General features: G+C 68.0%; 25 protein-coding genes. 14 read left to right on the forward strand and 11 right to left on the reverse strand.

Features of this window, described 5'->3' with window-relative positions; genetic code table 11:
• Window positions 1-60: 60 nt before the first annotated feature.
• Window positions 61-1,149, forward strand: coding sequence for a substrate-binding domain-containing protein (locus C5B85_RS08165; protein ID WP_104285502.1), 1,089 nt, complete (start codon window positions 61-63; stop codon window positions 1,147-1,149).
• A gap of 3 nt (window positions 1,150-1,152) precedes the next feature.
• Here the strand turns inward: C5B85_RS08165 and C5B85_RS08170 are convergent, their stop codons facing one another.
• A complete protein-coding gene (locus C5B85_RS08170) occupies window positions 1,153-1,710 on the reverse strand; it encodes a methylated-DNA--[protein]-cysteine S-methyltransferase (RefSeq protein ID WP_181064340.1) in 558 nt (185 codons plus the stop codon).
• A 343-nt stretch (window positions 1,711-2,053) separates the two neighbouring features.
• Here C5B85_RS08170 and C5B85_RS08175 point away from each other — a divergent pair, with 343 nt between their 5' ends.
• The 3 genes from C5B85_RS08175 to C5B85_RS08185 all read left to right on the forward strand — a co-directional run bounded on the left by C5B85_RS08175 (window position 2,054) and on the right by C5B85_RS08185 (window position 6,309).
• The gene (locus C5B85_RS08175; RefSeq protein WP_104285504.1) at window positions 2,054-4,225 is read left to right on the forward strand and encodes an ATP-dependent Clp protease ATP-binding subunit; all 2,172 of its coding nucleotides are present in this window, start codon (window positions 2,054-2,056) and stop codon (window positions 4,223-4,225) included.
• 260 nt (window positions 4,226-4,485) lie between these two features.
• Window positions 4,486-5,013, forward strand: a complete 528-nt coding sequence (locus tag C5B85_RS08180; RefSeq protein ID WP_104285505.1) for a hypothetical protein — start codon at window positions 4,486-4,488, stop codon at window positions 5,011-5,013.
• Between the two features lie 102 nt (window positions 5,014-5,115).
• Window positions 5,116-6,309, forward strand: coding sequence for a hypothetical protein (locus tag C5B85_RS08185; RefSeq protein WP_104285506.1), 1,194 nt, complete (start codon window positions 5,116-5,118; stop codon window positions 6,307-6,309).
• 145 nt (window positions 6,310-6,454) lie between these two features.
• Here C5B85_RS08185 and C5B85_RS08190 read toward each other — a convergent pair whose 3' ends face one another.
• Together C5B85_RS08190 and C5B85_RS08195 are read right to left on the reverse strand one after the other, a co-directional pair.
• Window positions 6,455-7,234: an isocitrate lyase/phosphoenolpyruvate mutase family protein gene (locus C5B85_RS08190; RefSeq protein ID WP_104285507.1), complete on the reverse strand. Its 780-nt coding sequence runs from the start codon at window positions 7,232-7,234 to the stop codon at window positions 6,455-6,457.
• Window positions 7,235-7,387: 153 nt separating this feature from the next.
• On the reverse strand, window positions 7,388-7,969 hold the full coding sequence (locus C5B85_RS08195; protein ID WP_104285508.1) for a nitroreductase family protein: 582 nt from the start codon (window positions 7,967-7,969) through the stop codon (window positions 7,388-7,390).
• Between the two features lie 172 nt (window positions 7,970-8,141).
• Between C5B85_RS08195 and C5B85_RS08200 the strand changes: the two genes are divergently transcribed.
• Both C5B85_RS08200 and C5B85_RS08205 read left to right on the forward strand, forming a co-directional pair.
• Window positions 8,142-8,876 carry an NUDIX domain-containing protein gene (locus C5B85_RS08200; RefSeq protein ID WP_104285509.1) on the forward strand — a complete coding sequence of 245 codons (735 nt, stop codon included), beginning with the start codon at window positions 8,142-8,144 and terminating at the stop codon, window positions 8,874-8,876.
• Window positions 8,869-9,762 carry a dihydrodipicolinate synthase family protein gene (locus tag C5B85_RS08205; protein ID WP_104285510.1) on the forward strand — a complete coding sequence of 298 codons (894 nt, stop codon included), beginning with the start codon at window positions 8,869-8,871 and terminating at the stop codon, window positions 9,760-9,762. Before C5B85_RS08200 ends, C5B85_RS08205 begins: the two co-directional genes overlap by 8 nt.
• A gap of 22 nt (window positions 9,763-9,784) precedes the next feature.
• Here C5B85_RS08205 and C5B85_RS19165 read toward each other — a convergent pair whose 3' ends face one another.
• A complete protein-coding gene (locus C5B85_RS19165) occupies window positions 9,785-9,934 on the reverse strand; it encodes a hypothetical protein (RefSeq protein ID WP_181064345.1) in 150 nt (49 codons plus the stop codon).
• On the opposite strand from C5B85_RS19165, the gene C5B85_RS18935 reads away from it, so the two are divergent.
• A complete protein-coding gene (locus tag C5B85_RS18935) occupies window positions 9,911-10,804 on the forward strand; it encodes a 2'-5' RNA ligase family protein (RefSeq protein ID WP_181064344.1) in 894 nt (297 codons plus the stop codon). The genes C5B85_RS19165 and C5B85_RS18935 overlap by 24 nt on opposite strands.
• A 162-nt stretch (window positions 10,805-10,966) precedes the next feature.
• Here C5B85_RS18935 and C5B85_RS08215 read toward each other — a convergent pair whose 3' ends face one another.
• On the reverse strand, window positions 10,967-12,010 hold the full coding sequence (locus C5B85_RS08215) for a DMT family transporter (protein WP_104285511.1): 1,044 nt from the start codon (window positions 12,008-12,010) through the stop codon (window positions 10,967-10,969).
• A gap of 38 nt (window positions 12,011-12,048) precedes the next feature.
• On the opposite strand from C5B85_RS08215, the gene C5B85_RS08220 reads away from it, so the two are divergent.
• Window positions 12,049-12,612, forward strand: a complete 564-nt coding sequence (locus C5B85_RS08220) for a CGNR zinc finger domain-containing protein (RefSeq protein ID WP_104285512.1) — start codon at window positions 12,049-12,051, stop codon at window positions 12,610-12,612.
• 256 nt (window positions 12,613-12,868) lie between these two features.
• On the opposite strand, the gene C5B85_RS08225 is transcribed toward C5B85_RS08220, so the two are convergent.
• The 3 genes from C5B85_RS08225 to C5B85_RS08235 form a co-directional block, all read right to left on the reverse strand.
• On the reverse strand, window positions 12,869-13,207 hold the full coding sequence (locus C5B85_RS08225) for a P-II family nitrogen regulator (RefSeq protein ID WP_068477926.1): 339 nt from the start codon (window positions 13,205-13,207) through the stop codon (window positions 12,869-12,871).
• A gap of 133 nt (window positions 13,208-13,340) precedes the next feature.
• Window positions 13,341-14,594: an ammonium transporter gene (locus tag C5B85_RS08230; RefSeq protein ID WP_104285513.1), complete on the reverse strand. Its 1,254-nt coding sequence runs from the start codon at window positions 14,592-14,594 to the stop codon at window positions 13,341-13,343.
• 82 nt (window positions 14,595-14,676) lie between these two features.
• Window positions 14,677-15,726, reverse strand: a complete 1,050-nt coding sequence (locus C5B85_RS08235; RefSeq protein ID WP_181064341.1) for a phosphotransferase enzyme family protein — start codon at window positions 15,724-15,726, stop codon at window positions 14,677-14,679.
• Between the two features lie 235 nt (window positions 15,727-15,961).
• On the opposite strand from C5B85_RS08235, the gene C5B85_RS08240 reads away from it, so the two are divergent.
• Complete coding sequence (locus C5B85_RS08240) at window positions 15,962-17,293, forward strand: aspartate aminotransferase family protein (RefSeq protein WP_258070660.1); 1,332 nt, start codon at window positions 15,962-15,964, stop codon at window positions 17,291-17,293.
• A 51-nt stretch (window positions 17,294-17,344) separates the two neighbouring features.
• Here C5B85_RS08240 and C5B85_RS08245 read toward each other — a convergent pair whose 3' ends face one another.
• Window positions 17,345-18,193 carry a CPBP family intramembrane glutamic endopeptidase gene (locus tag C5B85_RS08245; RefSeq protein WP_104285516.1) on the reverse strand — a complete coding sequence of 283 codons (849 nt, stop codon included), beginning with the start codon at window positions 18,191-18,193 and terminating at the stop codon, window positions 17,345-17,347.
• Window positions 18,194-18,333: 140 nt separating this feature from the next.
• Here C5B85_RS08245 and C5B85_RS08250 point away from each other — a divergent pair, with 140 nt between their 5' ends.
• A complete protein-coding gene (locus C5B85_RS08250) occupies window positions 18,334-18,996 on the forward strand; it encodes a GAP family protein (protein ID WP_104285517.1) in 663 nt (220 codons plus the stop codon).
• A 130-nt stretch (window positions 18,997-19,126) separates the two neighbouring features.
• Window positions 19,127-20,152, forward strand: coding sequence for an NAD(P)-dependent alcohol dehydrogenase (locus C5B85_RS08255; RefSeq protein WP_104285518.1), 1,026 nt, complete (start codon window positions 19,127-19,129; stop codon window positions 20,150-20,152).
• Window positions 20,153-20,338: 186 nt separating this feature from the next.
• Here the strand turns inward: C5B85_RS08255 and C5B85_RS08260 are convergent, their stop codons facing one another.
• On the reverse strand, window positions 20,339-20,983 hold the full coding sequence (locus tag C5B85_RS08260) for an NAD(P)-dependent oxidoreductase (RefSeq protein WP_104285519.1): 645 nt from the start codon (window positions 20,981-20,983) through the stop codon (window positions 20,339-20,341).
• 179 nt (window positions 20,984-21,162) lie between these two features.
• On the opposite strand from C5B85_RS08260, the gene C5B85_RS08265 reads away from it, so the two are divergent.
• Together C5B85_RS08265 and C5B85_RS08270 are read left to right on the forward strand one after the other, a co-directional pair.
• Window positions 21,163-21,534 carry a helix-turn-helix domain-containing protein gene (locus C5B85_RS08265; RefSeq protein WP_104285520.1) on the forward strand — a complete coding sequence of 124 codons (372 nt, stop codon included), beginning with the start codon at window positions 21,163-21,165 and terminating at the stop codon, window positions 21,532-21,534.
• Complete coding sequence (locus C5B85_RS08270) at window positions 21,531-22,400, forward strand: SDR family oxidoreductase (RefSeq protein ID WP_104285521.1); 870 nt, start codon at window positions 21,531-21,533, stop codon at window positions 22,398-22,400. The genes C5B85_RS08265 and C5B85_RS08270 overlap by 4 nt, the downstream gene beginning before the upstream one ends.
• A gap of 9 nt (window positions 22,401-22,409) precedes the next feature.
• Here the strand turns inward: C5B85_RS08270 and C5B85_RS08275 are convergent, their stop codons facing one another.
• Window positions 22,410-22,847, reverse strand: coding sequence for a VOC family protein (locus tag C5B85_RS08275; RefSeq protein WP_104285568.1), 438 nt, complete (start codon window positions 22,845-22,847; stop codon window positions 22,410-22,412).
• Between the two features lie 186 nt (window positions 22,848-23,033).
• On the opposite strand from C5B85_RS08275, the gene C5B85_RS08280 reads away from it, so the two are divergent.
• The coding region (locus C5B85_RS08280; RefSeq protein WP_258070661.1) for a DMT family transporter at window positions 23,034-23,900 on the forward strand (867 nt) is incomplete at its 3' end.

Raw genomic sequence — 23,900 nt, forward strand, 5'->3', positions numbered from 1 at the left:
CAGGATCGTTCATGCTCGACGCGAAGCGAACATGTCTGTACGCTCGGCTCCGTGGAAGACATGCCGCAGTTCGGCCTCACGCGACGCGAACGGATCCTCGGCGAACTCCGGCGCGCGGGCTCCGTCCGAGTGGCTGCGCTGGCTCGGCAGCTCGAGGTGTCCGAGCTCACGATTCGGCGCGACATCACGAACCTCTCCGACCGTGGGCTTCTCACCAGGGTTCACGGCGGCGCGACCCTGCGGAGCCGCCTCGACACGTCGGTGCCCACCGTCGCCGCACGGGCGACCCCGATCCGCTTCCGGGTCGGCATGGTCACCCCGTCGCTGAGCTACTACTGGCCGCAGGTCATCGTCGGGGCTCGGGCGGCGGCCACCGACCTGGGCGTGCAGCTTGTGCTCCGCGGTGCCAGCTACTCCGTGGACGACCAGCGCCGTCAGATCTCCTCCCTCGTCGAATCGGGGGGTCTGCACGGGATCATCGCCGCACCGGAGACCAGTGGCCCTGACGGGTGGGCGCTCCTGCACTGGCTCGAGTCGCTTCCGGTGCCCGTCGTGCTCGCCGAGCGCCATGCCTCCTCTGTCGCCTCGCTGACCGGCCTGGAATGGGTCACCACAGACCATGCCTTCGGCGGTTCCCTCGCCGCCGAGCATCTGTCGGCGCTCGGGCACCGTCTGGTCGGCATCCTGACGTCGGCGGGCTCCCCGACCTCAGCGCAGCTCCGGCAGGGGTGGACCAGCGCGGTCAGGGAGCTCGGCCTCGAAACTGCTGTCGACGTCGACGCGAATCTCGACGCCATGGACGGGCAGGCGAGGGAAGAGCTCATCGCCCGAGTGCTCGCCGACTGTCGCCGGGCTTCGGTGACCGCCCTGCTCATCCACTCGGACCCACAGGCGGTGCTCCTGCAGCAATACGCCCGCGACCACGGCTGGTCGATCCCCGACGACCTCGCCGTGATCGCCTACGACGATGAGGTTGCGCAGAACGCCGAGCCGCCCATCACGGCGCTGCGTCCCCCGAAGCAGCACATCGGGCGCCTTGCTGTCGAGACCATGGCGTCGCGACTCGAAGAGGGCCCAAGCCGACCGGTTCAGCGCACGCGTATCCTTCCCGTGCTGTATGCGCGACGGTCAACTGCTGCCCTTTCCTGATCGTCAGTGGCGGGTCCCCATCCCCATCGCCTGCTCGTGATCGATCAGCGCCTGCCGCACGGCGATATCGTCGGCGTGCCCGGCGAGCTTGCCGCTCGAGCGGACGATGCGATGCACCGGCACGAAGAGCCCGACGAGGCAGGCGCCGCACGCGCTCGCGGCCGCGCGTGCGGCGCGTGGATGCCCAGCGATCGCGGCGACGTCGCCGTAGCTCGCGAGCGTTCCGGGCTCGACGAGCCTGGCCGCCTTCCACATCGCGCGGCGCAGTTCGGTGCCGTCCTGGTGGATGTCGATGGTCTCGAGCAGCGCGGGGTCGCCGTTGTCGTAGGCGCGGACTGCAGCGAGCGCCGGATCGGCGTCGGCGAGGGGACGCACCTCAAGGAGTTCCGATTGCCGGCCGAAGACGGAGTAGGCCAGGGAACTCGGGCTCCCGAATCCGGATGCGCGTACAGTCTCCGAATCGTCGACCTTCACGATCGAGAAGGGTTCTCCGAGTAGCTCCACTCTGCCAAAGCGGAGAGTCCGGAAGGGGAGCGCGGACTCGTCGGGTGCATCAGCCATGGACTGCACTCTGCCACGTTCGGAGAAGTCCAGGTCAGCACCGGGTATCCGGGATGCACTCATCGCTGGGAGTTGACTGAGCGACACCGGATAGGCTGGCAATGGCGCGTTCCAGGCTCTAAACTTGAGTCATACCGACTCAACTCTTGACGTCACATCGATCCCACTGAGTTTCGATCCCACTGAGTTTCGATCCCACTGAGTTTCGATCCCACTGAGTTTCGATCCCACTGAGTTTCGATCCCACTGAATTTCGATCCCACTGAATTTCGATCCCACTGAATTTCGATCCCACTGAATTTCGATCCCACTGAGTCGGAAGCAACTTTCTCAAAGGAGCCCCATGGCAAACATGCAAGGCGCTCAGGCACCAGACGAAGAGGCCAAGAGCGCACTCGAACAATACGGAATCAACCTCACCGACATCGCCCGCTCGGGCAAGCTCGACCCGGTCATCGGTCGTGACTCCGAGATCCGCCGAGTCAGCCAGGTCCTGACGAGGCGCACCAAGAACAACCCCGTCCTCATCGGCGAGCCCGGCGTCGGGAAGACATCGGTCGTCGAGGGGCTCGCGCAGCGCATCGTCGCGGGCGACGTCGCCGAGTCTCTCAAAGACAAGGAACTCGTGAGCCTCGACATGTCGGCGCTCATCGCCGGCGCCAAGTACCGAGGTGACTTCGAGGAGCGGCTCAAGGCTGTCCTCAAGGAGATCACCGAGTCTGACGGCCGCATCATCACCTTCATCGACGAGCTGCACACCCTCATGGGTGCAGGCGGCGGCGAGTCGAGCATCTCGGCCGCGAACATGCTCAAGCCCATGCTCGCTCGCGGCGAGCTGCGCCTCATCGGCGCGACCACGCTCGACGAGTACCGCCAGTTCATCGAGTCGGATGCGGCGCTCGAGCGGCGCTTCCAGCAGGTGTTCGTCGGAGAGCCGAGCGTCGAGGACTCGATCGCGATCCTCCGCGGCTTGAAGGAGCGGTACGAGGCTCACCACAAGGTCTCGATCGCCGACCAGGCGCTCGTTGCGGCGGCTGCGCTGTCGAACCGCTACATCACGGGGCGAAAGCTCCCGGACAAGGCGATCGACCTGATCGACGAGGCCGCCTCGCGCCTCCGGATGGAGATCGACTCCTCGCCCGTCGAGGTCGACACCCTCCAGCGGCAGGTCGACCGGCTGCGCCTCGAGGAGCTTGCCCTCAAGAAGGAGCACGACGATGCGTCGAAGCAGCGGCTGGCCGCACTCCGCGCTGACCTCGACACCAAGAACGCGCGCCTCGGGGAGCTGAAGGCGCGCTGGAACGTGGAGCGTGCATCCCTCAATCGCATCGGCGAGTTGCGCGAGCAGCTCGACAACATCCGCATGCGCGCCGACCGGGCGCAGCGCGAGGGCAATCTCGAGCTCGCGTCGCGTCTCCTCTACGGCGAGCTGCCTGGCATCCAGAAGCAGCTGCACGAGGCGGAGGCAACGGAGGACGGCGGCCCGAAGCTCGTCAACGACCACGTCACGGCGGAGGACATCGCCGGAGTCGTCGCCGCGTGGACGGGAATTCCCGTCGGCAGGTTGTTGCAGGGCGAGATGGAGAAGCTCCTGCACCTCGAGGCCGAACTCGGCAAACGACTCGTCGGCCAGGAGAAGGCCGCGGCAACGGTGGCGGATGCGATCCGTCGCACCCGCGCAGGCATCGCTGACCCCGACCGCCCCACCGGTTCGTTCCTCTTCCTCGGCCCCACGGGGGTCGGCAAGACGGAGCTCGCGAGGGCGCTCGCCGAGCTGCTCTTCGACGACGAGAAGGCGATGATCCGCATCGACATGTCGGAGTACGGAGAGAAGCACTCCGTCGCCAGGCTCGTCGGTGCCCCTCCCGGATATGTCGGCTACGAGCAGGGCGGGCAGCTCACCGAAGCCGTGCGGCGGAGGCCGTACTCCGTTGTGCTGTTCGACGAGGTCGAGAAGGCGCATCCGGAGGTCTTCGACATCCTCCTGCAGGTGCTCGACGACGGTCGCCTCACCGACGGCCAGGGTCGAACAGTCGACTTCCGCAACGTCATCCTCATTCTCACCTCCAACTTGGGCTCGCAGTTCCTCATCGACCCGCTCCTCTCGCAGGAGCAGCGCGAGGACCGCGTGATGGCGGCCGTTCGGCAGTCGTTCAAGCCTGAGTTCGTGAACCGCCTCGACGACATCGTCGTGTTCAGTGCGCTCTCTCAGGACGAGCTCGCGCAGATCGTGGCGCTCTACATCGACCGCCTGCAGCGCAGGCTCGGCGAGCGTCGCCTCACGATCAAGGTCGACGACGACGCTCGCGCCTGGCTGGCCGAGCGCGGCTACGACCCGATTTACGGGGCGCGGCCGCTGCGACGTCTCATGCAACGCGAGATCGACGACCGCCTCGCGCGGGCGCTCCTCGCGGGCACTGTCCGCGACGGCGACACCGTCTCGGTGGTCGTCGCAAGCGACGGCGACTCACTGAACGTGCAGTCGACGACGCCTCACACGGCCGCGGTGGAGTAGGCGCAGATTCGGCGCTGCCTTCAGCGGGGCCTTCGGCGCTGCCTTCAGAGGGGCCGAGCCTCGAGCCGAAGAGTGAGCCAGATGCATCCTCCAATTCGCTGGAGCCTGCGTCCGGCTCACTCTTTTGCGTTGAGGAGGAGGGGAGAAGGTGGGGGAGGAGGAGGAGGAGAAGGAGGAGAGGGCAACGCGCACGTCTCTGGTGGGTAACTCGGGCGCGTCGCGACAGGCGAGCATCCCCTGGCCCGCTTATCTTGAGCGGCATGGAGCACCTGCGCTGGATACTGCCACTCATCGCCGCACCCGTCGTCGCCGTGCTGGGCATCGTCGGCGTCATCGCGCTGTCACTGCGGAGACTCACGTCGGCCCCTGTCGCGAGCGACGACATCATGGTGCTGTTCGGCCGCGACGCGTACCAGTTCTTCCTCGGAACGCTTGTTCCGCTCGTGCTGCTCCTCTTCATCGTCGGCCTGATCGCCTACGCCGTCTACGCGGTCGGCACGACATTCGGGTGGATCCGGCTCCGCGAGACGCCCCTCTTCAAGACCTGGACGCTGCCGTTGCTCTTCTCACCGGCCGTCGCGGTCATCACTTTCTTCGTCGTCGCGTTCATGCCGTTCGTTTCGGGTCCGAGCGAGGCGCTCGTGCCCGTCGTCAGCGCGCTCGGCGCGTTCATCGTGTGCCTCGCCATCGCCGGCGCCCTGTGGTTGCGCGAGACACTCGGTGCGCGCGCGAGCAGGCGAGCGGTGGATGCCGCACCGGCGACGGGCGAGGTCGGCGTCGCCGCCTGAGCACTGTCCGGTTGCCGTGATTGAGGAGATCACTTCGCCTTCACGGCCGGTGGGGGAGTGCTGACCTGGTCGAACGTCGGTGGTCGGTCCTAACTTGGTTGGATGACGACGAAACGGGGCCCACAAGTCGGTCGCTTCATCTGGCTTGGGATACTCATCACCATTGTCGTGTTCGGCCTCGGCCCGGCGCCCGGGATGCTCGAGCGGCTCCACATCGGATCGGAAGCGAACGAGACGGCGTTCGGCTTCGGCGCGCTCGGCTATTTTCTGGTGGTGCCCGCGTCGCTCCTGGCGCTTGTGATCCTCGCGAGCTACGTGGTGCGGGTGGACCTGCTACAAGCCCTTGAGCGTCGTTGGGCGTCCGCGGCCCGGGCGCAGGTCGGGGACGTTGACCGGTGGCGGAGGCGCGGCCGGTGGGTACTGCCGCTGATCCTCCTCGTCGCGGGTCTCGCGCTGGCCGCAGTTGTGATCGCTGTCGTGATGACGAGGCTCGTCGAAGGCCCATCTGGGGAGGATGAGGTCGCCCGAACGCTCCGAGGCTTCGCACTCGCCGCACTGTTCTGGGCGTGCATCCTGTTCGCCGTGATCCTCGTCGCAGGTCTTGGGCGAGCGACGCTACGCGGGGCTGCAGAGAACCATCGCGAGTCCAGGCACCGCCGCGGCAGGTTCACGCGGAAAGAGAAATCTCAGCTCGAGACGCAGCGCTACTCGCACGACAGGCTCGCCGCCGCGCTGCGCTTCCGCGACGAGCTCCTCGAGGAGCGGATCCCGCAGACCATCGACGTCTGGGATTTCCGTCCTGCCGATGGCGAGGTGTTCTTCCAAGACGCTCCAGCTACCTACGCCAGGTACTACGGACGAGACGTTGCGTATTCCACGAGCTCCGGGTTCTTCTTCGGGCACCCGGCGTTCGTCGTCGCCGGTCTCGCCGTCACAGCCATGGGCAACGCATCCGCGAAGTCGCAGGCACAGAGGGAAGCCGCAGAGCAGTGGCGTGAATGGCAGACGGCTCGGGTGCTCGTCTCGAACCAGCGGCTCGTGTGCTGTGCAGGTGGGCGGTGGCTCTCATTCTGGTATTCGGGGGTCGTGGCCAGCTACCCGTCCCTGCGCGACCGGACGCTGACCCTGCAGTTCGGTGAGGGGGAGCCGCTCATGCTCGTTGGCGATCATGTGCCGCTTGCCATCGTCATGGCGACCTACTCGATGCACGGGCAGCGCGGGTTGGCCGGGCACCCCGACCTGGTGGCGGCTGCGGCTGCGGCACCGGCATCGGCGCCGGTCGCCCCGAGGGTTTAGCGCGACGGGCCGCCCGGCCGTTGGCCTGAGCCGCCGAGAGCGGACTTGTGGTCGTCAAAACTCAGTTCTGACGACCACAAGCCCGCTCTGCGCTTGCCCTGCGTGAAGCGCTGGAGAGGCTTGCCCCCTGGGCGGATGCTCGTGCCTAGTTGAGCGCTGGCGTGTCGGCCGGGATGACTCCGTTGCCGTACAGGTCGGTCGCGAGGTCACGGAGTGCGCGCAGGGCGACGCGTTGCGTGAGCGGGCCGTAGGAGACGCGGGCGACGCCGAGCTCCTGGAACTCCGCCGCGGTGAGCGCGCCTGGCAGGCCGATGACGGATAGCTTTCCTGCGCCGAGGCCCGCGACGAGGGGCTCGACAACTTCGCGGCTGACGGCACCCGGCACGAAGACGAGCGAAGCGCCGGCGTCGAGGAACGCGCGCCCGCGGGCGATAGCGTCGTCGATGCTCTCCGAGATAGGCCGCTCGCCGCCGCGCACGATGGCGTCGGTGCGGGCGTTGAGCTGGAAGTTGACGCCCTCCGACTCGGCGGCGGCGATGATCGCGGCAACTCGCGCGACGGACTCGTCGAACGGGCGCAAGCGGTCCTCGACGTTCGCGCCGACGATGCCGAGCCCGATGGCGCGGCGGATCGTCTCTGCCGGGTCCTCGTAGCCGTCGTCGAGGTCGGCCGTGACCGGCAGGTCGACTGCATCCACGATCACCTTCGCGCCGGCGAGGGCCACATCGAGGGGCATGCCGCCATCCGCGTACCCGTAGGACGCGGCGATCGAGTGGCCCGCGGTTGCGATGGCCTTCGTCTCGGGGAGGTCTGCGACGGTCTTCGCGCTGATCGCGTCCCAGACGTTCACAACTCGGAGGATCTCGGGAGCCTGGTGAAGATCTGCCAAACGGTTGGCGAGGTCGGCGGTGCTGACATCTGTCATCGTGCTGTCCTTACGTCTTCGGTCGTGTCATGAGCTGCTGCTCTGGTGTCGAAGCTGGTCGCCGCGCACCTGGGTCGTGTCTGGCGGACTTGGCCGCCGTCAACGTGTATACGCCACCCGGCTGAGGCCAAGCGGCATCGTGTCGTGGGTTGCTCAGCGCTCGATCGTGGCGAAGTCGTCGAGCTCGCGGCGCGAGCGGGGCGAGGTGTCGCGGGCGCGGATCTTCTCGCTCACCGCGTCGGAGGAGTCGTACTGGCCGACGGCGATGACCGTGATCGGGATGCGGCCGACTGGCAGCTCGAGGGCCTCGGCGAGCGCATCGACGTGGAAGCCGCCCATCTGGTGCGTGTGGAGGCCGCGCGACTGGCCTTCGATCGTGAGGTGCGCGGCGACCTGGCCGGCGTCGTACTCGGCCCAACGGAGGGCCTTGCCGTCGCGGTTGTGCTCGACGGTCACGGCGATGAGGAGAGAGGCGCGGTCAGCCCACGCGAGGTTGAAGTCCATGAGTGCGCCGTAGATCTTGTCGAAGGTCGCGGTGCCGCGCACGCCCGCGACGAGGGTCGTCGGCTGCGTGTTGCTCGCAGAAGGAGCCCAGCGGCCGGCCTCGAAGATCGCCGTGATGTCCTCGTCGGAGATCGCGTGGTCGGCGTCGAAGCCGCGAGGGCTCCAGCGGTCGGAGAGGGCGTCCAGGATCGGGACGGAGGTCTCGTTGCGGACGGTCAGCTGCTCGGTCATGTGGCTCCGTTCAAAGCGCTTACGCTCGTGGTCTGTGGGGGAAGTGGCCGGAGCCACTCGTACGGCAACAACCACTTGTACCTGCAAGCTATTCCCGCGAGCTGGGTTCGATCGTCAGGGTTACGGCGTATTTCCGGATGCGCCTGTCGGTGGCCGTGCGTATCTTGGGGTCATGTCGCATCCACTCACCCACGGACACCTCGGCGTCGACGTGCCCGACAGCCGCGGTCGCACCGGGCTCGACCAGGCCGGACGCGAGCTGACTCGCAATCCGAACGTCGAGGTCGACCACGTCGAGGTCACCTCCGATGGCTGGCACGTGCTGCGGCGTACGACCTTCCGGTACCGCGGGCGCGACGGTGAGTGGGCGACCCAGCAGCGTGAGACCTACGACCGCGGCAACGGTGCCACGATCCTGCTCTATGACCTCGATGCGCGACAGATCCTGCTCGGCCGCCAGTTCCGCTATCCCGTCTACGTCAACGGCCACGAGGATGGCATGCTCCTCGAGACGGCAGCCGGGTTGCTCGACGGCGACTCCCCAGAGGACGCGATCCGTCGCGAGGCCGAGGAGGAGCTCGGGGTTGTCGTGGGACACGTCACGCCCGTCTTCGAGCTGTTCATGAGCCCCGGCTCGGTGACCGAGAGCATCCACTTCTTCGCCGCCCCGTGGGCGGCCGCAGCTCCCGTCACCGGTGGAGGAGGCGTCGAAGAGGAGGGCGAGGAGATCGAATCGGTCGCACTCGACTTCGACGAGGCGCTGCGCATGATCAAGACCGGTGAGATCCAGGATGCGAAGACCGTGCTGCTGCTGCAGTGGGCTGCCCTCAACCTGCCCTGGCCTGCCGCAGAGCCCCCGCCTGCTGAGGGCACCCGGCCTGTCGAAGGAGGAAAGCCTCATGCCTGACTCGCTTTTCCAAGGCGTCAGCGCCTTCCCGCTCACACCCATCACATCGACGGGCGTCGATGCAGCCAGCTACGCGGCGCTCATCGAGCGACTCCAAGCCGCGGGTGTGGATTCGATAAGCGCGCTCGGCTCGACCGGCAGCTACGCGTACCTCGACCTCGGGGAGCGCGCATCCGTCGCGAAGCTCACCGTGAAGCACGCGGGGTCGGTGCCGGTCATCGTCGGTATCGGTGCGCTCCGGACCCGCGACGTGCTCGAGAACCTCCGGTCGGCAGAAGATGCGGGCGCCTCGGCGGTGCTGCTCGCCCCGGTGTCGTACCAGCCGCTCACGGAGGACGAGGTCTACGGGCTCTACGAAGAGGTCGCCGCGACTTCGAGCGTGCCGATCATCGTCTACGACAACCCGACCACCACGGGCATCGTCGTGAGCGACGCGCTACATGCGCGCATCGCCGGCCTCGACCTGGTGAAGTCGATCAAGATCCCGCCGGCCTCACTCGATGTCGCCCAGGTGAGCGAGCGAGTCACGGCTCTCCGTGACGAGGTCGGCAGCCCTATCTCCGTTGGCATCAGCGGCGATCCTTACGCGGCTGCCGGGCTGCTCGGCGGATGCGACGTCTGGTACTCGGTGCTCGCGGGAGTTCTTCCCGCCGAGTGCCTGGCGATCACGCGGGCGGCGATCGGAGGCGAGGCCGAACTCGCGCTGAGCCTCTCGGCGCAACTCGACCCGCTGTGGGAGCTGTTCCGCGCCCACGGGAGCTACCGGGTCGCGTCCGCGATAGCCGCGCAACTCGGGCTCGTGCCGACCGTCAACCTGCCGAGACCCGTCCACGAGCTGGATGCATCCGGTCAGCGCGCCGTGGCGGCGGCCCTCCGAGCCATCTGACGCGTGGCCGCGCCCAGCCCGCTCACTGCGGTGGCCTATGAGTGACGTCGTCAGCCTCGAGCTGCTGTTCGATGCTGAGACCGAGGCCCGCATCCGCGACGAGTGGCGGGTGCTGCAGGAGCTGGGCGTGTCGAGCATGGGCGCGCACATGGGGGCCAGTAACCGTCCCCACCTGTCGTTGCTCGTGCGAAGCGCGCTCGCTCCTGTTCCTGTCTCCGGCCCTGACTCTGGCCCTGACTCTGGCTCTGGCTCTGGCTCTGGCTCTGGATCTGGATCGGACTCTGGATCGGACTCTGGATCTGGATCGGACTCTGGATCTGGATCGGACTCTGGATCTGGATCTGGATCTGGATCTGGCTCTGACTCTGACTCTGGATCCGGATCTGACTCTGGATCTGGATCTGGATCTGGCTCTGGATCCGGATCTGACTCTGACTCTGACTCTGACTCTGACTCTGGATCTGACTCTCACTCTGACTCTGACTCTGACTCTGACTCTGACTCTGACTCTGGCTCCCGCTCCCGCTCCCGCTCTCGATCCCGCTCCGTTTCCGGATCCGGCTCCGAGTCCGCCGCTGGCTCTGTCTCGCGCTCCGCCGGCGCTGAGGCTGAGCCCCACACGGGCACGGGTGGTCTGGTTTCGGACCACGCCGGGCCTTCTCATCCTCCGCTCGTTGCTGCGGCGGTGCGCGGAGCATTCGGTCGGCTCCCGCTGGCGCTGGCGCTGGCTCTTGGATCGCCTGTGCTGTTTCGCCATGGCGACCGTGCGGTGCTGGCCCGGAGCGTGCTCCCGACGAGTGGCTTGCTTGAGCTCCACGCCGAGGTGCACGCGCTGGCCGGAGCACTCCCGGCGACCTCGGACCTGCCGCATACGAAGCCAGGGCATTGGACGCCGCACGTCACCCTCGCCCGGCGCCTGAGGCTCTTGGACCTCGAACGTGCGCTGTCGGCACTCGAGTTCACACCAATCGAGGCTCAGGCCATCGGGCTCCGGCTCTGGGATTCTCGGAGCGGCACCGTCCAACTGCTCCGCGAAGCCTGACCAATATCAGTGCAATTTCGAGCCCCGGGCGGTGTTGTCGTCGAATTTGGCTCGATTCTGCACTGAAGTTGGCCAGGCCAGGTCAGGTCAGGTCAGGTCAGGCCAGGCCAGGTCGGGTCCCGCGGCCGGTCAGGGGGTCGGGTGTCGGTCGTCCGGTGCCGTCTACCGTGAGATGCGCGTCTCGCCGAGTCGCACGACAACAACGCCGACGAGAATGAGCGCGCCACCGACAAGCTGCACCGGGCTGGGGAGCTCGCCCAGCAGCAGCCACGCGAAGAGCACCGCCGCGACGACTTCCGAGAGTCCGACGAAGGAGGTCAGGCGTGGGCCGAGGCGGCGCGCGGCAGCGATGCCGGTGACATAGGCGCCGGCCGCCGTCACGAGTCCAAGCACGAGGACCGCGACCCACCACGGCATGGAGGCCCCACCCAGCTCGACCGGCGCATCCGTCACGGTCATGGGGAGCACGCCGACGAGCCCGGCGATCCCCAACACGACCGCGCCGACCAGCAGGCCGCCGCCGGCGAGCACCGTCGCGGGGAGCTCCGTCTCGGTGTCGGCCGACATGACGAAGTAGAAGGCGACCCCGAGCATCGCTCCGAGCGCCCACAAAACGCCGGTGATGTCGAGCTGCACGCCGCCGAAGATCTGCAGGACAAGCAGGAGCCCGCCGGCGGCGATGACCGCGCCGAGGAGCGTGAGTGAGTGCGGGCGCTGTCGGTGCCGCAGCCACATCCAGAGCACGACGATGGCTGGGGCCGTGTACTCGATGAGCAGCGCGACGCCCACCTGCAGGGTTGCGACGGCGGTGAAGTAGGCGAGCTGCGTGCCCGCGACGGCGATCGCGCCGTAGACCGCGAGCTTCGCGAGGTTGCCGCGGTCGGCGAGAAGGTGCCAGCGGCCGCGTAGCGCGAGGAGGGAAACGGGCGCCAGGGCGAGTGCCGCGAGCGAGACTCGGGCCGTGACGGCGGCGCCGGGAGTCCAGCCGGCGTCGAGCAGGCCGCGCGCGAACGGGCCGGACAGGGCGAAGGCTCCCGCCGAGATGAGCGCGAACAGCAGGCCGGATGCGAGGCGCGGGTTTGCTGGGGTCGCCGGGTTCCCCGCGGTTGCGCCTGTCGCGAGCCGTGCCGTGTGCGGCCCCGCCGCGGTCGCAGTGGCGGCTGAGGCGGCTGCTGCGCCGCTCGCGTCATTGCCGTTTGCCCTCATAGAAGATGACACTAGCTGCGGTTTGGTAATCTGCAAAGGTGCTTTTCACCAATGACACCGAAGAGGCGCTCGCTGCAGCCGCGGCGATCGTGAACAGCGATGTGGAGCCGCTCTCGCTGCGCACGCGCGGCGAGCTCGCCGACTTCTTCCGGGACCTTGGCTACACGGGCCGCTTCGACGGCGACGAGGCCGAGTTCCAGCGCATCCGGGCGATCCGCCCGCGGCTCCGCGAGCTCCTCACCGCCGACCGTGACGCTGCGGCCTTGCTCGTCAACCAGGCGCTGGTCGAGCACAACGCCACCCCGCAGCTCGTGCGCCACGGCACTCCCGACGGCAAAGACTGGCACGACTGGCACTTGCACGCCGTCGACTCTGACCGCCCGCTCGACGAGCGCATCACAGTCGAGACGGCGCTCGCGGTTGTCGACCTCATCCGCGCCGACGAGATGTCGCGCCTCGGGGTCTGCGACGCCGACGGCTGCGACGGGGTTGTTGTTGACCTCACCCGCAACCGCACGAAGCGCTTCTGTTCGACGCGATGCGCGAACCGCTCGGCCGTCGCGGCGTACCGGGCCCGCCGCCGCGAGCATCCGGAGCGCTGACACCCCTCGCGCCGTCTCGTTCTTCGTGCGAGTTGCCTCAGAAGGTCGTTCTGGACGCTCTGTGACGACCCTTTGAGGCAGCTCGCGCGCGGCGCCGTGAGCATCCGGAGCGCTGAGCGCCTCGCGCATCCGCACTAGCCCGCAGGCAGAGTTGTGGCCCGTTGTCGCTCCCAGTGCCGGGAGGAACAACGGGCCACAACGATCTGGGCACCCGAGGAGGGGCGCGCCACGGGGCGCGAACCACGCGGGGCGTGACCTACACTGCGGCGGGGCCCGACTCGCCGGTGCGGACTCGGATGACGTGGCTCACATCGGTCACCCACACCTTGCCGTCCCCGACGTTGCCGGTGCGGGCCGCCGCGACGACAACCTCGAGCGCCTTGTCGAGGGTCTCGTCGGCGACGAGCACCTCCACGCGGGTCTTGGCACGGAACGAGACCTTCACGGCCTGCCCCCGGTAGTACTCGGTGAGCCCCTTCTGGTGGCCGTGCCCCTCCACCTCGGTGATGGTGAGGCCCGTGAAGCCGGCCGCCTCGAGGGCGTCCTTCACGTCGTCGACCTTCGTCGGCTGGATCACTGCTGTCACGAGCTTCATCGGCGTGCGCTCCTCTTCTGGGCTGGCGTTGTCTGGGCGTTCTGGTCGTGCGGAACGCGCGTCGTCTGCGTGTTCTGGTCGCGCGGGGTGAACTGGGGCCTGCGAGTGTCCCTGCTGCGTGCATCCATCATGGTCAGCGCGACTCCATCTCGTACGCGCTCTCCGCGTGGATGCCGCGGTCGAGTCCAACGGCCTCAACCTCGTCCGGCACGCGGATCGGCACGATCTTGTTCATGACCCAGGCGATGAGGTAGGTCACGACAAACGCGTACACGCAGGTCACGACGATGGCGATGAGCTCGCGCCACAGGAGGCTCGCGTCGCCGCCGAAGAAGAGGCCCGTGACGCCGGCCGGTGCCGCGGCGGCACCGAGGAACACCACGAACAGGGCCCCGACGATGCCGCCGATGCCGTGCACCGAGAAGGCGTCGAGCGCGTCGTCGATCTTGGCGCGGTTCTTCCAGCCGATGCAGAGCGCCACGACGGCACCCGAGACGAAGCCGAGCGCGAGGGCGCCGAGTGGGGTGACCGCATCCGCTGCCGGGGTGATGCCGACGAGGCCGGAGATCATGCCGGTCGCCATGCCGAGGGTCGTCGCGTGCTTGTCGCGGATGCGCTCGATGAGCAGGTACCCCATGGCACCCGTGAGGGCGGAGAGGGTGGTCGTGAGCACGACGTAGCCGGCGAGGAAGTTCGCGCCGGCGGCCGTGCCGCCGTTGAAGCCGATCCAGCCGAAGAAGAGGAGCCCGGCGCCGAGGAGGACAAGCGGCATATTGTGCGGGCGCATCTCGGTGTTCTTGCGGCGACCGAGCACCATAGCGAGGGCAACAGCCGAAGCGCCGGCGTTCATGTGCACCGCCGTGCCGCCGGCGTAATCATGCAGGCCGAGGACGTTGCGCATCCACCCGCCGACCGTCTCGCCGTCGTCGCTCGTGAACGCGAACACCCAGTGGGCGAGGGGTGCGTACACGAGGATCGTCCACAGGGCGGCGAAGACGAGCCAGGCCCAGTACTTCATGCGCCCCGCGGCACCGGATGCGACGATCGCGATGCTGATGGCGGCGAACAGGATGTAGAAGGCGCCCCAGTAGGCGTCGACGGCGATGGTGTCGCCCTCAGACGTGTCGGTCATGAACGACTCCATGCCGACGAACGCGAGCGGGTCGCCGATGATTCCGGCACCGCCAACCGAGTTGCCGAGCACCATGCCGTGCACGAACAGCACGTAGATGACGGCGACGACGGCCATGGATCCGAAGACCATCATGGCCATGTTGAGCATGTTCTTGCTGTTGAGCATTCCTCCGTAGAAGAACGAGATTCCGGGGAACATCAGGAGGACGAGGCCGAAGGCGGCGAGCATCCAGGCGAGATCGGCAGCGGGCATACATGGCTCCTTGTGTGGGGGTCATGGGAGAGAAGCGTGCGGGATGCACGGGTGGAGCAGTCGGGGCGCGGACGCCCCGAAGTCAGTCGACGAGCCAGGTGGGGGAGGCCTTGAACTGGTCGGCGGCGAGGATGGCGGCGTCGATGACGCCGCCGCCCTGCAGGTCAGGCGGGAGGGCTTCGTCGCGGTGCGTGGTGCTCCAGCCGAGCATCGTGAGGGTTCGCACCATCGAGAGGGCGCAGCCGAGCTCGAGTTGCGCATCCGTCAGCTGCCCCTCGGATCGATATCCATCGATCCAGTTGCGCGCCATGGTGCGCACTGCGGGCTTGTGCTCCTGGAAGGTGAGCGCGGACGCGAAGTCGTAGAGGAACCAGCTGAAGCCGGAGTCGTCGAAGTCGATGACGATGAGGCGTTCGCCGTCGCGGATCACGTTGGTCGGCCGCAGGTCGGAGTGCACGAGCCCCCAGTCCTGCCAGCCGGCCGGCGCGGTCTGCACGCGAGTCAGGGCTGCCATCTCGGCGCGCTCGAGGTGGTCGAGCTGCGCCGGGGTGAGGGATGCGCGGCGCCAGTCGCCCCACCGCGCGGTGGACCCGAGCAGGTCGGGAAGGCCCCACGTGAAGCGCGTGAAGCCTGCTGGTCGCCGCCAGCTGCGGGCGTGGTCGTGCAGGCGGGCCGTGATCTGACCGAGCTCCGTGAACCAGGGGGCCGCGTCGTCGATGTCCTGCAGGATCGAGCCGGTCACGTGCTCGAAGTAGACCGCCTTCAGGGTGAGCCCGTCCGGCGACTGGATGCTCTGGGTCACCCTGCCGTCCGCACCGGGGATCGGGGACGGAACCTCCGCGCATCCGGAGTCGCGGATCGCTTCGACCCACAGCATCTCGGAGCGCAGCTGCTCGTCACCCTCCTGGTAGCCGGGCTGCTGCAGGCGCACGACCCCGATGGGCTGGCCGCCGAGCTCGACAAGATACGACGCGTTCTCGGAGACCGAAATGAGCTTCGTCGCAGCATCTGGTGAGACGCCGAAAGCGGCGAGCATCCCGTCGTGCAGCCAAGCCGGAGCTGCCTCGCCCTTGACCAGGGCGTCGAAGACGCGGAGCCCCGAAACGGGTTGCTTGAGCGTTGCCTCGATCATGGTCGTCTCCTCGGGCTGGGGCGATCCGGGCAGCGGATGCGCGGATCGCGGCGGCTCTGGTGTGTGCCGGCTGAGTGCGGGGTGATCCATGTCTAGGTGCTGATTCGCTGGAAATGCGGCTTCAAGGGGCACTCGTTACACATGATTTACCAGGAGGAAACAGTCCGCTCGCTTCGGGTCGACAGGATCGAAGCGCCGACCGGGCGAGGTGCGCCCGCGGGAGAGGACACGTCACGTGAGCAGATCCACGATCATGGACGGCAACAGCTACCGGGTGGGGGAGTCCCCCGCGGCGGCCGAGACCGAGGCCATGGTCGAGCGGCGGACGCGGCTCCTCGGGCCCTCCTACCGGCTCTTCTACTCGAACCCCGTGCACCTCGTGCGTGGGAGCGGCACGTACCTGTACGACAGCGACGGCGTCGAGTACCTCGACATGTACAACAACGTGGCGAGCCTCGGCCACGCGCATCCGCGGGTCGTGGAGGCGATGGCAGCGCAGGCCGGAACCCTCAACACGCACACCCGCTACCTGCACGAGGCGATCCTCGACTACACGGAGGACCTCCTCTCGACCATGCCGGCCGAGATCGGTCAGGTCATGTACCAGTGCACCGGCTCGGAGGCGAACGACCTGGCCCTGCGCGTCGCGGCGACGTATACGGGCGGCACCGGTGTCATCGTCACGAGCGAGGCCTACCACGGCACGTCCGGGCTCACCTCGGCCGTCTCGCCGGCGCTCGGCAGCGGCCAGACGCTTGGACTCGAGGTGCGCACCGTGCCGGGGCCGGACACCTACCGCACCGCGCCGGAGCTGGTCGGGGAGAAGCTCGCCGCCGACATTCGCGCCGCGATCGCAGACCTGGCCAAGTACGGCGTGAAGTTCTCGGCGTTCCTCGCCGACTCGGTGTTCTCGTCTGACGGGGTCGCTGCCGACCCGGCAGGTTTCCTCAAGCCAGCATTCGACGCCGTTCACGAGGCGGGCGGCGTGTGGATCGCCGACGAGGTGCAGCCCGGCTTCGGCCGCCTCGGCCCGCGCATGTGGGGCTTCGCGCGGCACGACATCGTGCCCGACATCGTCACCTTGGGGAAGCCCATGGGCAACGGCATCCCCGTCTCCGGCATGGCCGCGCGCCCCGAGGTGCTCGAGCCCTTCGCCACGGGCATCCCGTACTTCAACACTTTCGGCGGCAACCCCGTCGCGATCTCGGCGGCGCAGGCCGTGCTCGGCGTGCTACGCGACGAGGGCCTGCCTGAGCGTGCAGCAGTCGTCGGCGACCAGCTGCGGGCCGCGATCCGCTCGGTGGGGGATGCGCGCATCGGCGACGTACGCGGGGCCGGCCAGTTCACGGGCGTCGAGATCGTCTCGGATCCTGCAGCCAAGACTGCTGACGGTCAGACGGCGCTCGCTCTCGTCAACGCGCTGCGCGAGCACCGAGTGCTCACGTCGACGGCGGGGCCGAACAACAACGTGCTCAAGGTGCGGCCGCCGCTGTCGTTCCAGGAGCACGACATCGAGCGCTTCACGGATGCGCTCGCCGCGGCGCTCGCGGACGTGCCGGTGCGCTGACTGGTGAGGCCGGGATCGCGGCCCGAGGTCGCGGGCTTCAGGTCGTGCGTCTCAGGCGGGGATCGCGCCGGTCAGCTGCAGTGCCGGGAAGATCACGGCGGGCAGGCTTGTCATGAGGTTGACGACGAAGTGCGCGATCGTGACCGGCAGGAGGCGCTTCTGCCAGCGAACGATGAGGGCTGCGCCGAGTCCCCACACGGTGAAGGCCGCCACGTAGACGAGCATCGCGCCGGAGGACGGAGCGAAGAACGCGTGCTGGAGCCCGAAGGTGAGCGCCGTCACGGCGATGGCGAGCGCGGGTGGCCATGCTGCCGAGAGTCGGGAGAGCGCGTATCCCCGATACACGGCTTCCTCGGCCGGGGCGTTGAGTGGCGCGAACGTGAGCACCGTCAGGACGCCGAGCGCGAGCGCGAGGCCCGGCGAGGAGATCGTGGCGGCATCCGGGGCGAAGAAGATCGTCTCGAACGCCGTGAAGGTCTGCTCGCCGTGCAGCAGCCAGACGGTGCCGAGGATGGTCGCGGCGAACGGCACCGCGAGGACGGTGAGCCAGAGGACCGCCCAGGCGAGATCCGCTGGGAGGCGGCGTCGTTCGAAGTTGAACAGCCCACGGAGCGATGTGCCTTCGGTCTTGAGAAATCGCGCGACCAGCACAAGCGAGACGATGTTGACGGGCAGCAGGCTGAGGGATGCAAGCATCGGGGATGGCGGGAACGAAGCAGTGCCCGCAAGCCCACCCGCGAGCATCCAGGCCACCACGGTCGCCGCGGCAACCAGTGCCAGGCGGCTCGCGAGCAGGGCGCCCGCGCGGCGTGCGGGCGCGGGGTTGCTCCCCGTCTGCTGCTGGGTCGTCTGCTGCTGGGTCGTGTGCTGCTGGGTCGCGCGTGGCTGGGACCTGCTCATGTCCGCAACCTAGCAACGTCCCAACCGAGGTCGCCGAGATGTGATGTGCCCGTGAGCCGAGCCGCGGTGGAGGGGCCCGCGATGCCCGCGCCCGGTAGAGTCCACGGCATGCGGGAGAGTGGCATGCGGGAGAGTGACGAGTGAGCGGCGGCCTGGTCGCGGCGCTCCTCGGGCTCGCGGTTGTCGACTCGCTGAACCTCTCGACGATTGCCGTCGTCATCCTGATTCTGCTCACCGTGCAGCGCCCTGTAGCGACCGGTTGGGTCTACGCGGCGGGCGCCGTCGTCGCCTTCTTCGGGCTGACGATGCTCGTGTACTTCGGGGCGAGCTTCGCCGGCACGCTTGTCGAAGACCTCGCCACGTGGATGCGTCGCATCATCTTCCTCGGCTTCGGCGCGATGTTCGTCGTGTTCGGGGTGCGCCGCTTCCGCACGCGCGAGCGGCGGGGGTATCCGCTGCTGCGCTGGGTGAACCCCCTGACGGCATTCCCGCTCGGCATCGTCGCGACGCTTGCCGACCTGCCGAACGCGTTCCCGATGTTCTTCGCCGTCGAACGGCTCATCGACGCCGAGGTGTCGGCTCCGACTGCGGTCGCCGCGCTCGCGGGGTACACGGCTATCTACGCGGTGCCAACTGTCCTCGCGCTGGTGCTCGGCATCCGCTTCAAGGACCGCCCACGCGACCGGTTCCGCGAAATTTACGACCGCCTCACGAGCGGCGACGTGAAGGCGAGCCGTCCCATGGCGGGGCTGCACTTCACGCTCGCGGCGGTCTGCTTCGTGGTCGCGGCGTTTGTCGCGTGAGTCTCTTGCGATTCGCTGACTCTCCACATAGTGGGGCGTAGCATCGGGAGGAACCCCGCATCCGGGTTCGCGGCGCGATGCGTCGTCCAGTGAAGCCGGGCTGTCGCTCCGCCCGGAGAGAGGCAGCGCCATGAAAGCACTGCAGTACCGCGCGATCGGCTCGCGCCCAGAACTCGTCGAGATCGACACCCCGACGCCCGCCGCTGGCGAGATCCTGCTCAAGGTGACGGCCGCCGGAGCCTGCCACTCCGACGAGTTCATCATGGGCACGTCGGCCGAGGACTACTACTTCAAGCCGCTCCCGCTGACGCTCGGCCACGAGGTCGCGGGCATCGTCGAGGCGATCGGCAGCGGCGTCCACGATGTCGAGATCGGCGAGTCGGTCATCGTCTACGGCCCCTGGGGTTGCGGCCGCTGCTACCACTGCGCGAGTGGAGCCGAGCAGAACTGCGAGAAGGGGATGCGCGCGCCCGGCATCTTCAGCGACGGCGGCATGGCCGAGTACATGATCGTTGACGACGCACGCCACCTGGTGCCGATCGGTGACCTCGACCCGGTCAAGAACGTGTCACTCACCGACGCGGGCCTCACGCCCTACCGCGCTGTGAAGTCGGCGCTGCCGAAGCTCGTTCCCGGGTCGACGGCGGTTGTCATCGGCTCGGGTGGCCTCGGCCACGTCGCCATCCAGCTGCTCAAGGCGCTCTCGACGGCGACGGTCGTTGTGCTCGACGTCGGAGAAGCGCAGCTCGAGCTCGCCCGCACCGTGGGCGCCGACCACACGTTCCTCTCGAATCCGGACGCGATCCCAGCTGTCAAGGACCTCACACGCGGCCTTGGCGCGACGGTGGTCTTCGACTTCGTCGGCATTCAGCCGACGGCTGATCTGTCGGCGAAGATGGTCGCCGCCGCCGGCTCTGTTGTTGTTGTCGGCGTCGCGAGCGGCGCGGTGCCGATCGGCCAGACGACGGTGCCGCTCGACGTCACGGGGCGCGCCATCAACTGGGGTTCGCGCACCGAGCTCATGGAGGTTGTGGAGCTCGCGAAGCGCGGCGCCATCAACATCCACGTCGAGCAGTTCTCCCTCGACGAAGCGACCGCCGCGTACGAGAAGCTGCACGCCGGCGAGGTGCGCGGCCGCGCAGTCATCGTCCCGTAGCTCACGCCGGCGCTTGCCCGCCCACGCCCCCGCCCCCGCCCACGCCCTGACCCTGAGGGCATCCACACGAGAGATGCATGCTCATTTCGAAACGAACATGCATTGCTCGTGTGGATGCACCCGGGACTGGGCTGGCGGGAGCGGGAGCGGAAAGGCGGGAAGGCGGGAGCAGGTGAGTGGGTGGGCTCAGTACGCGACGCCGAAGCGTGCGCGGCGGTGGGTTGGCGTCTCGATCTCGGCGAGGATCGCGGCCGCGAAGTCGGCACCGGAGATGTTCGAGTCGCCGTTTGCGTCGGTGAGGAGGACGTCGCCGCCGATGCGGTATTCGCCGGTCGCCTCGCCTGGGGCCCACGCGCCGAAAGCTGCGGCGGGGCTCACGTAGAACCAGTCGAGTTCGGTGCCGGATGCGCGCAGGTCGTCGAGCACGCCCGCCATCTCTGCGGCTTCGGGCTTGACCGGCTCGGGGAAGCCTTCGGTGTCGGCGAGACGCGGACCGCCTTCGGCGACGAACAGCGACCCAGCGCCCCCGATGACTCCGAAGCGCACGCCACGCGAAGCGGCGAGTACGGCAGCGGCCTCGAGGACCCCGCGGGTGCGGCCCTCGAGCTCACCGCGTGGCGACAGTGCGGAGACGACAACCTCTGCGCCGTCGAATGCACGCTCCAGGGTGCCGTCTTCGAGGACGCTGCCGGTCACGTAGTTGACGCCCGTGATCTGCTCGTCCGGGAGGGAGCGGCTGAAGGACGTGACCTCGTGGCCCGCTGCTGCGGCTGCCTTGACGAGGTTGCTGCCGGCGTATCCGGTTCCGCCGAGGATGGTGATCTTGGCCATGGTGGTCCTTTCGTCGCGGCGACCGGTCTCGGGCGCCGACAGTCACCGTAGGAGACCCACTGCGTGGAAGGGAAGAAGGCACTTTGCGGGGCGTCAGTTACCGCAAAGTGCCTGTGCCGCATCCCTTGAGTCTCTCTCGGTGACTGAGTAACGTTCAGTTACTCGAGAAAGGTCGCAGCATGTCCGAACCCCTGTGGGACCCATATGTACGCGACTGCCCGTCGCGGAGGTTGCTCGACCGCATCGGCGATCGTTGGACGGTGCTTGTCGTCGGCACGCTTCACGAAGGGCCGAGGCGCTTCTCGGAGATCCAGGCGGCAGTTGACGGCGTCTCGCAGAAGATGCTCACGCAGACCCTCCGCGGGCTGGAGCGCGACGGACTCGTCACGCGGACCGTGTTCCCGCAGGTGCCGCCGCGCGTGGACTACGAGCTGACGGACGCCGGCCGCAGTCTGCTCGGCCCGTTGCGTGTCCTCACCGACTGGGCGACCGAGCACATGTCCGGCGTCGCGGAGGCGCAGCTGCGCTACGACGAGCGCCGAGCGGCATGAGCGCCCCAGGGCTGGTGCGTCTCGCGGTGACCGGCAGCACGGGAGCTGTTGGCGGTCTCGTCGCGCGCCAACTCGCTGACGCCGGGGCGTCCCAGCTCCTCCTCGCGCGCACTCCGGCGAAGGCGCCGAGGCTCCCGGGGCGCGTTGTCGCATCCTTCAGCTACGCCGATCGTGACGCATCCACTGCCGCCCTTCGCGGCATCCGGACCTTGTTCATGGTGTCGGCTGCGGAGAGCGAGTCGCGGCTGGAGGAACATAGGGCGTTCATCGATTCGGCGGCAGATGCCGGGGTCGAGCACGTCGTATACACGTCGTTCTTCGGGGCCTCACCGGACTCGACCTTCACTCTGGCGCGGGACCACTTCGCGACGGAGGAGCACCTGAAGGCGTCGGGAATGACGTGGACGTTCCTGCGCGACAACTTCTACATGGACGTCATGCCGCTCTTCGTCGGCGACGACTCCGTGCTGCGCGGGCCCGCCGGCGACGGTCGGGTGTCGATCGTGAGCCGCGCCGACGTGGCGGCGGTCGCCTCGACCGTGCTGCTCGCACCGGATGCACACCAGGGGGCGACGTACGACCTGACGGGTCCGGAGGCGCTCACGGCGACCGAGATCGCAGCAGCGATCTCGCACGCTCGGGGCACCGACGTCTCATTCCACGACGAGACCATCGACGAGGCGTACGAGTCGAGGAAGAAGTGGGGTGCTCCCGCCTGGCAGAACGACGCTTGGGTGAGCACGTACACGGCCATCGCAAGCGGCGAGCTGTCGCGCGTTTCCGACGATGTCGAGCGGATCACCGGCCGGGCGCCGCTGTCGTTCTCGGAGTACCTGGCAAAAGGGGAGCTCGGCGTCAGCGACTAACGCTGCGCGTCAGCTCTTTGTGAGGTCCTGAGCGAGCATCACGATGATGCCGCTCGGGCCGCGCAGGTAGGTGAGCTTGTACACGTCCTGGTAGTTCGCGACACCCCGGAGTGGGTGGCAGCCGTGCTTGGCGGCGATGGCCAGCGACTCGTCGATGTCGTCGACGGAGAAGGCGACGCGGTGCATCCCGATCTCGTTGGGGAGCGTGGGCTCGGTCTCGATGGCGTCGGGGTGGATGTACTCGAAGAGCTCGAGCTGTCCGTGCCCGTCGGGTGTCTGCAGGACGGCGATCTTCGCGTGGTTGCCGTCGAGGCCCACCGCGGTGGAGGCCCAGTCGCCGCTGACCTCGTCGCGCCCGAGCACTGTCAGGCCGAGGTCGGTGAAGAAGGCGATGGTGGCTTCGATGTCGCGAACGGCGATGCCGACGTTCTCGAGTTTGATGGGCATGGATCGCATGCTAGCGATGGTGGCCGGGAACTGGCCGTCTTCTTCCCCCTGGGGGTTGGCCTCGCGGGGCTCGCTCGGCTCACTACGCTGGGTAATCGCGAGGTGAGTCTGCGGAGGTGAAGCTGATCCGCCCGACCGTTCCGAGGTCTGAGAGGTGCGTGTCGTGTCCGTCTTCGTGGTGCGCTCGTGACGTTGGGGCCGATGGGGTCGTCGGGGCGGCCGGGCACCGCACCGGATGCATCCGGTCGCAGGCCCCTCATCATCGCGATCGTGTCACTGCTCGGCGCGACGCTGTTCTGGGCCGGCAACTACATCATCGGCGAAGCCGTGCTGAAGACCATGGACCCGCTGAGCCTCGTGCTCTTGCGGTGGATGCTCGCAGCGGTCCCGCTGATCGCGATCGCGCAGATCGTCGAGCGGCCGCGCTGGCTCGAGGTGTTGCGGGCGTGGCCGTGGCTGCTGGCGCTGAGCAGCACCGGGCTCGTCGGCTACACGCTCGTGTTCTACTCGGCTCTGCAGCACAGTGACGCGTTCAGCGCGTCGCTCATCAACGCGTTCAACCCGGCGCTCATCGCGGTCGCGGCGGCCGTGTTCCTCGGGCAGCGGCTCACCGCGAGCGGCATTGTCGGGGTGCTGATCGCTCTCATCGGCGTCGTTGTGGTGCTCAGCGGAGGTGACCCTGCCGCACTCACGACAACGGGGTTTGAGACGGGGCAGCTACTCATGCTGGGGGCTGTCAGCATCTGGACCGCGTACACGATCGTCGGGAGGCGCGCTCCGAAGCTGCCTCCGATCACGTCGACGGCGATTCAGGCGGTGTTCACGGTGCTGATCGTGGCTCCGGTGAGCTTCGCGACTGGTGGCCCTCAGCTGCCGGTTTCGGGGGAGGCGCTGACCTCGCTCGTGCTGATCGCCGTGTTCCCGTCTGTCTTGTCGTACCTGCTGTGGAACCGTGCGCTGACCGTCATCCCCGCCGCAAGAGCGGGTGTCTTTCTCAACCTCATCACCGTGTTCACTGTGGCGTTCACAATCATCGTTGGCCACGCGTTCGCG

The organism is Pseudoclavibacter sp. AY1F1, assembly GCF_002931075.1.
In the GTDB taxonomy this organism is placed as follows: Bacteria; Actinomycetota; Actinomycetes; order Actinomycetales; family Microbacteriaceae; genus Pseudoclavibacter.

Coding starts and splice junctions, on each gene's coding strand:
- C5B85_RS08165 (WP_104285502.1), top strand. CDS start 61: ATGCCGCAGTTCGGCCTCACGCGACGCGAACGGATCCTCGGCGAACTC.
- C5B85_RS08170 (WP_181064340.1), bottom strand. CDS start 1,710: ATGGCTGATGCACCCGACGAGTCCGCGCTCCCCTTCCGGACTCTCCGC.
- C5B85_RS08175 (WP_104285504.1), top strand. CDS start 2,054: ATGGCAAACATGCAAGGCGCTCAGGCACCAGACGAAGAGGCCAAGAGC.
- C5B85_RS08180 (WP_104285505.1), top strand. CDS start 4,486: ATGGAGCACCTGCGCTGGATACTGCCACTCATCGCCGCACCCGTCGTC.
- C5B85_RS08185 (WP_104285506.1), top strand. CDS start 5,116: ATGACGACGAAACGGGGCCCACAAGTCGGTCGCTTCATCTGGCTTGGG.
- C5B85_RS08190 (WP_104285507.1), bottom strand. CDS start 7,234: ATGACAGATGTCAGCACCGCCGACCTCGCCAACCGTTTGGCAGATCTT.
- C5B85_RS08195 (WP_104285508.1), bottom strand. CDS start 7,969: ATGACCGAGCAGCTGACCGTCCGCAACGAGACCTCCGTCCCGATCCTG.
- C5B85_RS08200 (WP_104285509.1), top strand. CDS start 8,142: ATGTCGCATCCACTCACCCACGGACACCTCGGCGTCGACGTGCCCGAC.
- C5B85_RS08205 (WP_104285510.1), top strand. CDS start 8,869: ATGCCTGACTCGCTTTTCCAAGGCGTCAGCGCCTTCCCGCTCACACCC.
- C5B85_RS18935 (WP_181064344.1), top strand. CDS start 9,911: ATGGGGGCCAGTAACCGTCCCCACCTGTCGTTGCTCGTGCGAAGCGCG.
- C5B85_RS08215 (WP_104285511.1), bottom strand. CDS start 12,010: ATGAGGGCAAACGGCAATGACGCGAGCGGCGCAGCAGCCGCCTCAGCC.
- C5B85_RS08225 (WP_068477926.1), bottom strand. CDS start 13,207: ATGAAGCTCGTGACAGCAGTGATCCAGCCGACGAAGGTCGACGACGTG.
- C5B85_RS08230 (WP_104285513.1), bottom strand. CDS start 14,594: ATGCCCGCTGCCGATCTCGCCTGGATGCTCGCCGCCTTCGGCCTCGTC.
- C5B85_RS08235 (WP_181064341.1), bottom strand. CDS start 15,726: ATGATCGAGGCAACGCTCAAGCAACCCGTTTCGGGGCTCCGCGTCTTC.
- C5B85_RS08245 (WP_104285516.1), bottom strand. CDS start 18,193: ATGAGCAGGTCCCAGCCACGCGCGACCCAGCAGCACACGACCCAGCAG.
- C5B85_RS08255 (WP_104285518.1), top strand. CDS start 19,127: ATGAAAGCACTGCAGTACCGCGCGATCGGCTCGCGCCCAGAACTCGTC.
- C5B85_RS08260 (WP_104285519.1), bottom strand. CDS start 20,983: ATGGCCAAGATCACCATCCTCGGCGGAACCGGATACGCCGGCAGCAAC.
- C5B85_RS08265 (WP_104285520.1), top strand. CDS start 21,163: ATGTCCGAACCCCTGTGGGACCCATATGTACGCGACTGCCCGTCGCGG.
- C5B85_RS08270 (WP_104285521.1), top strand. CDS start 21,531: ATGAGCGCCCCAGGGCTGGTGCGTCTCGCGGTGACCGGCAGCACGGGA.
- C5B85_RS08275 (WP_104285568.1), bottom strand. CDS start 22,847: ATGCCCATCAAACTCGAGAACGTCGGCATCGCCGTTCGCGACATCGAA.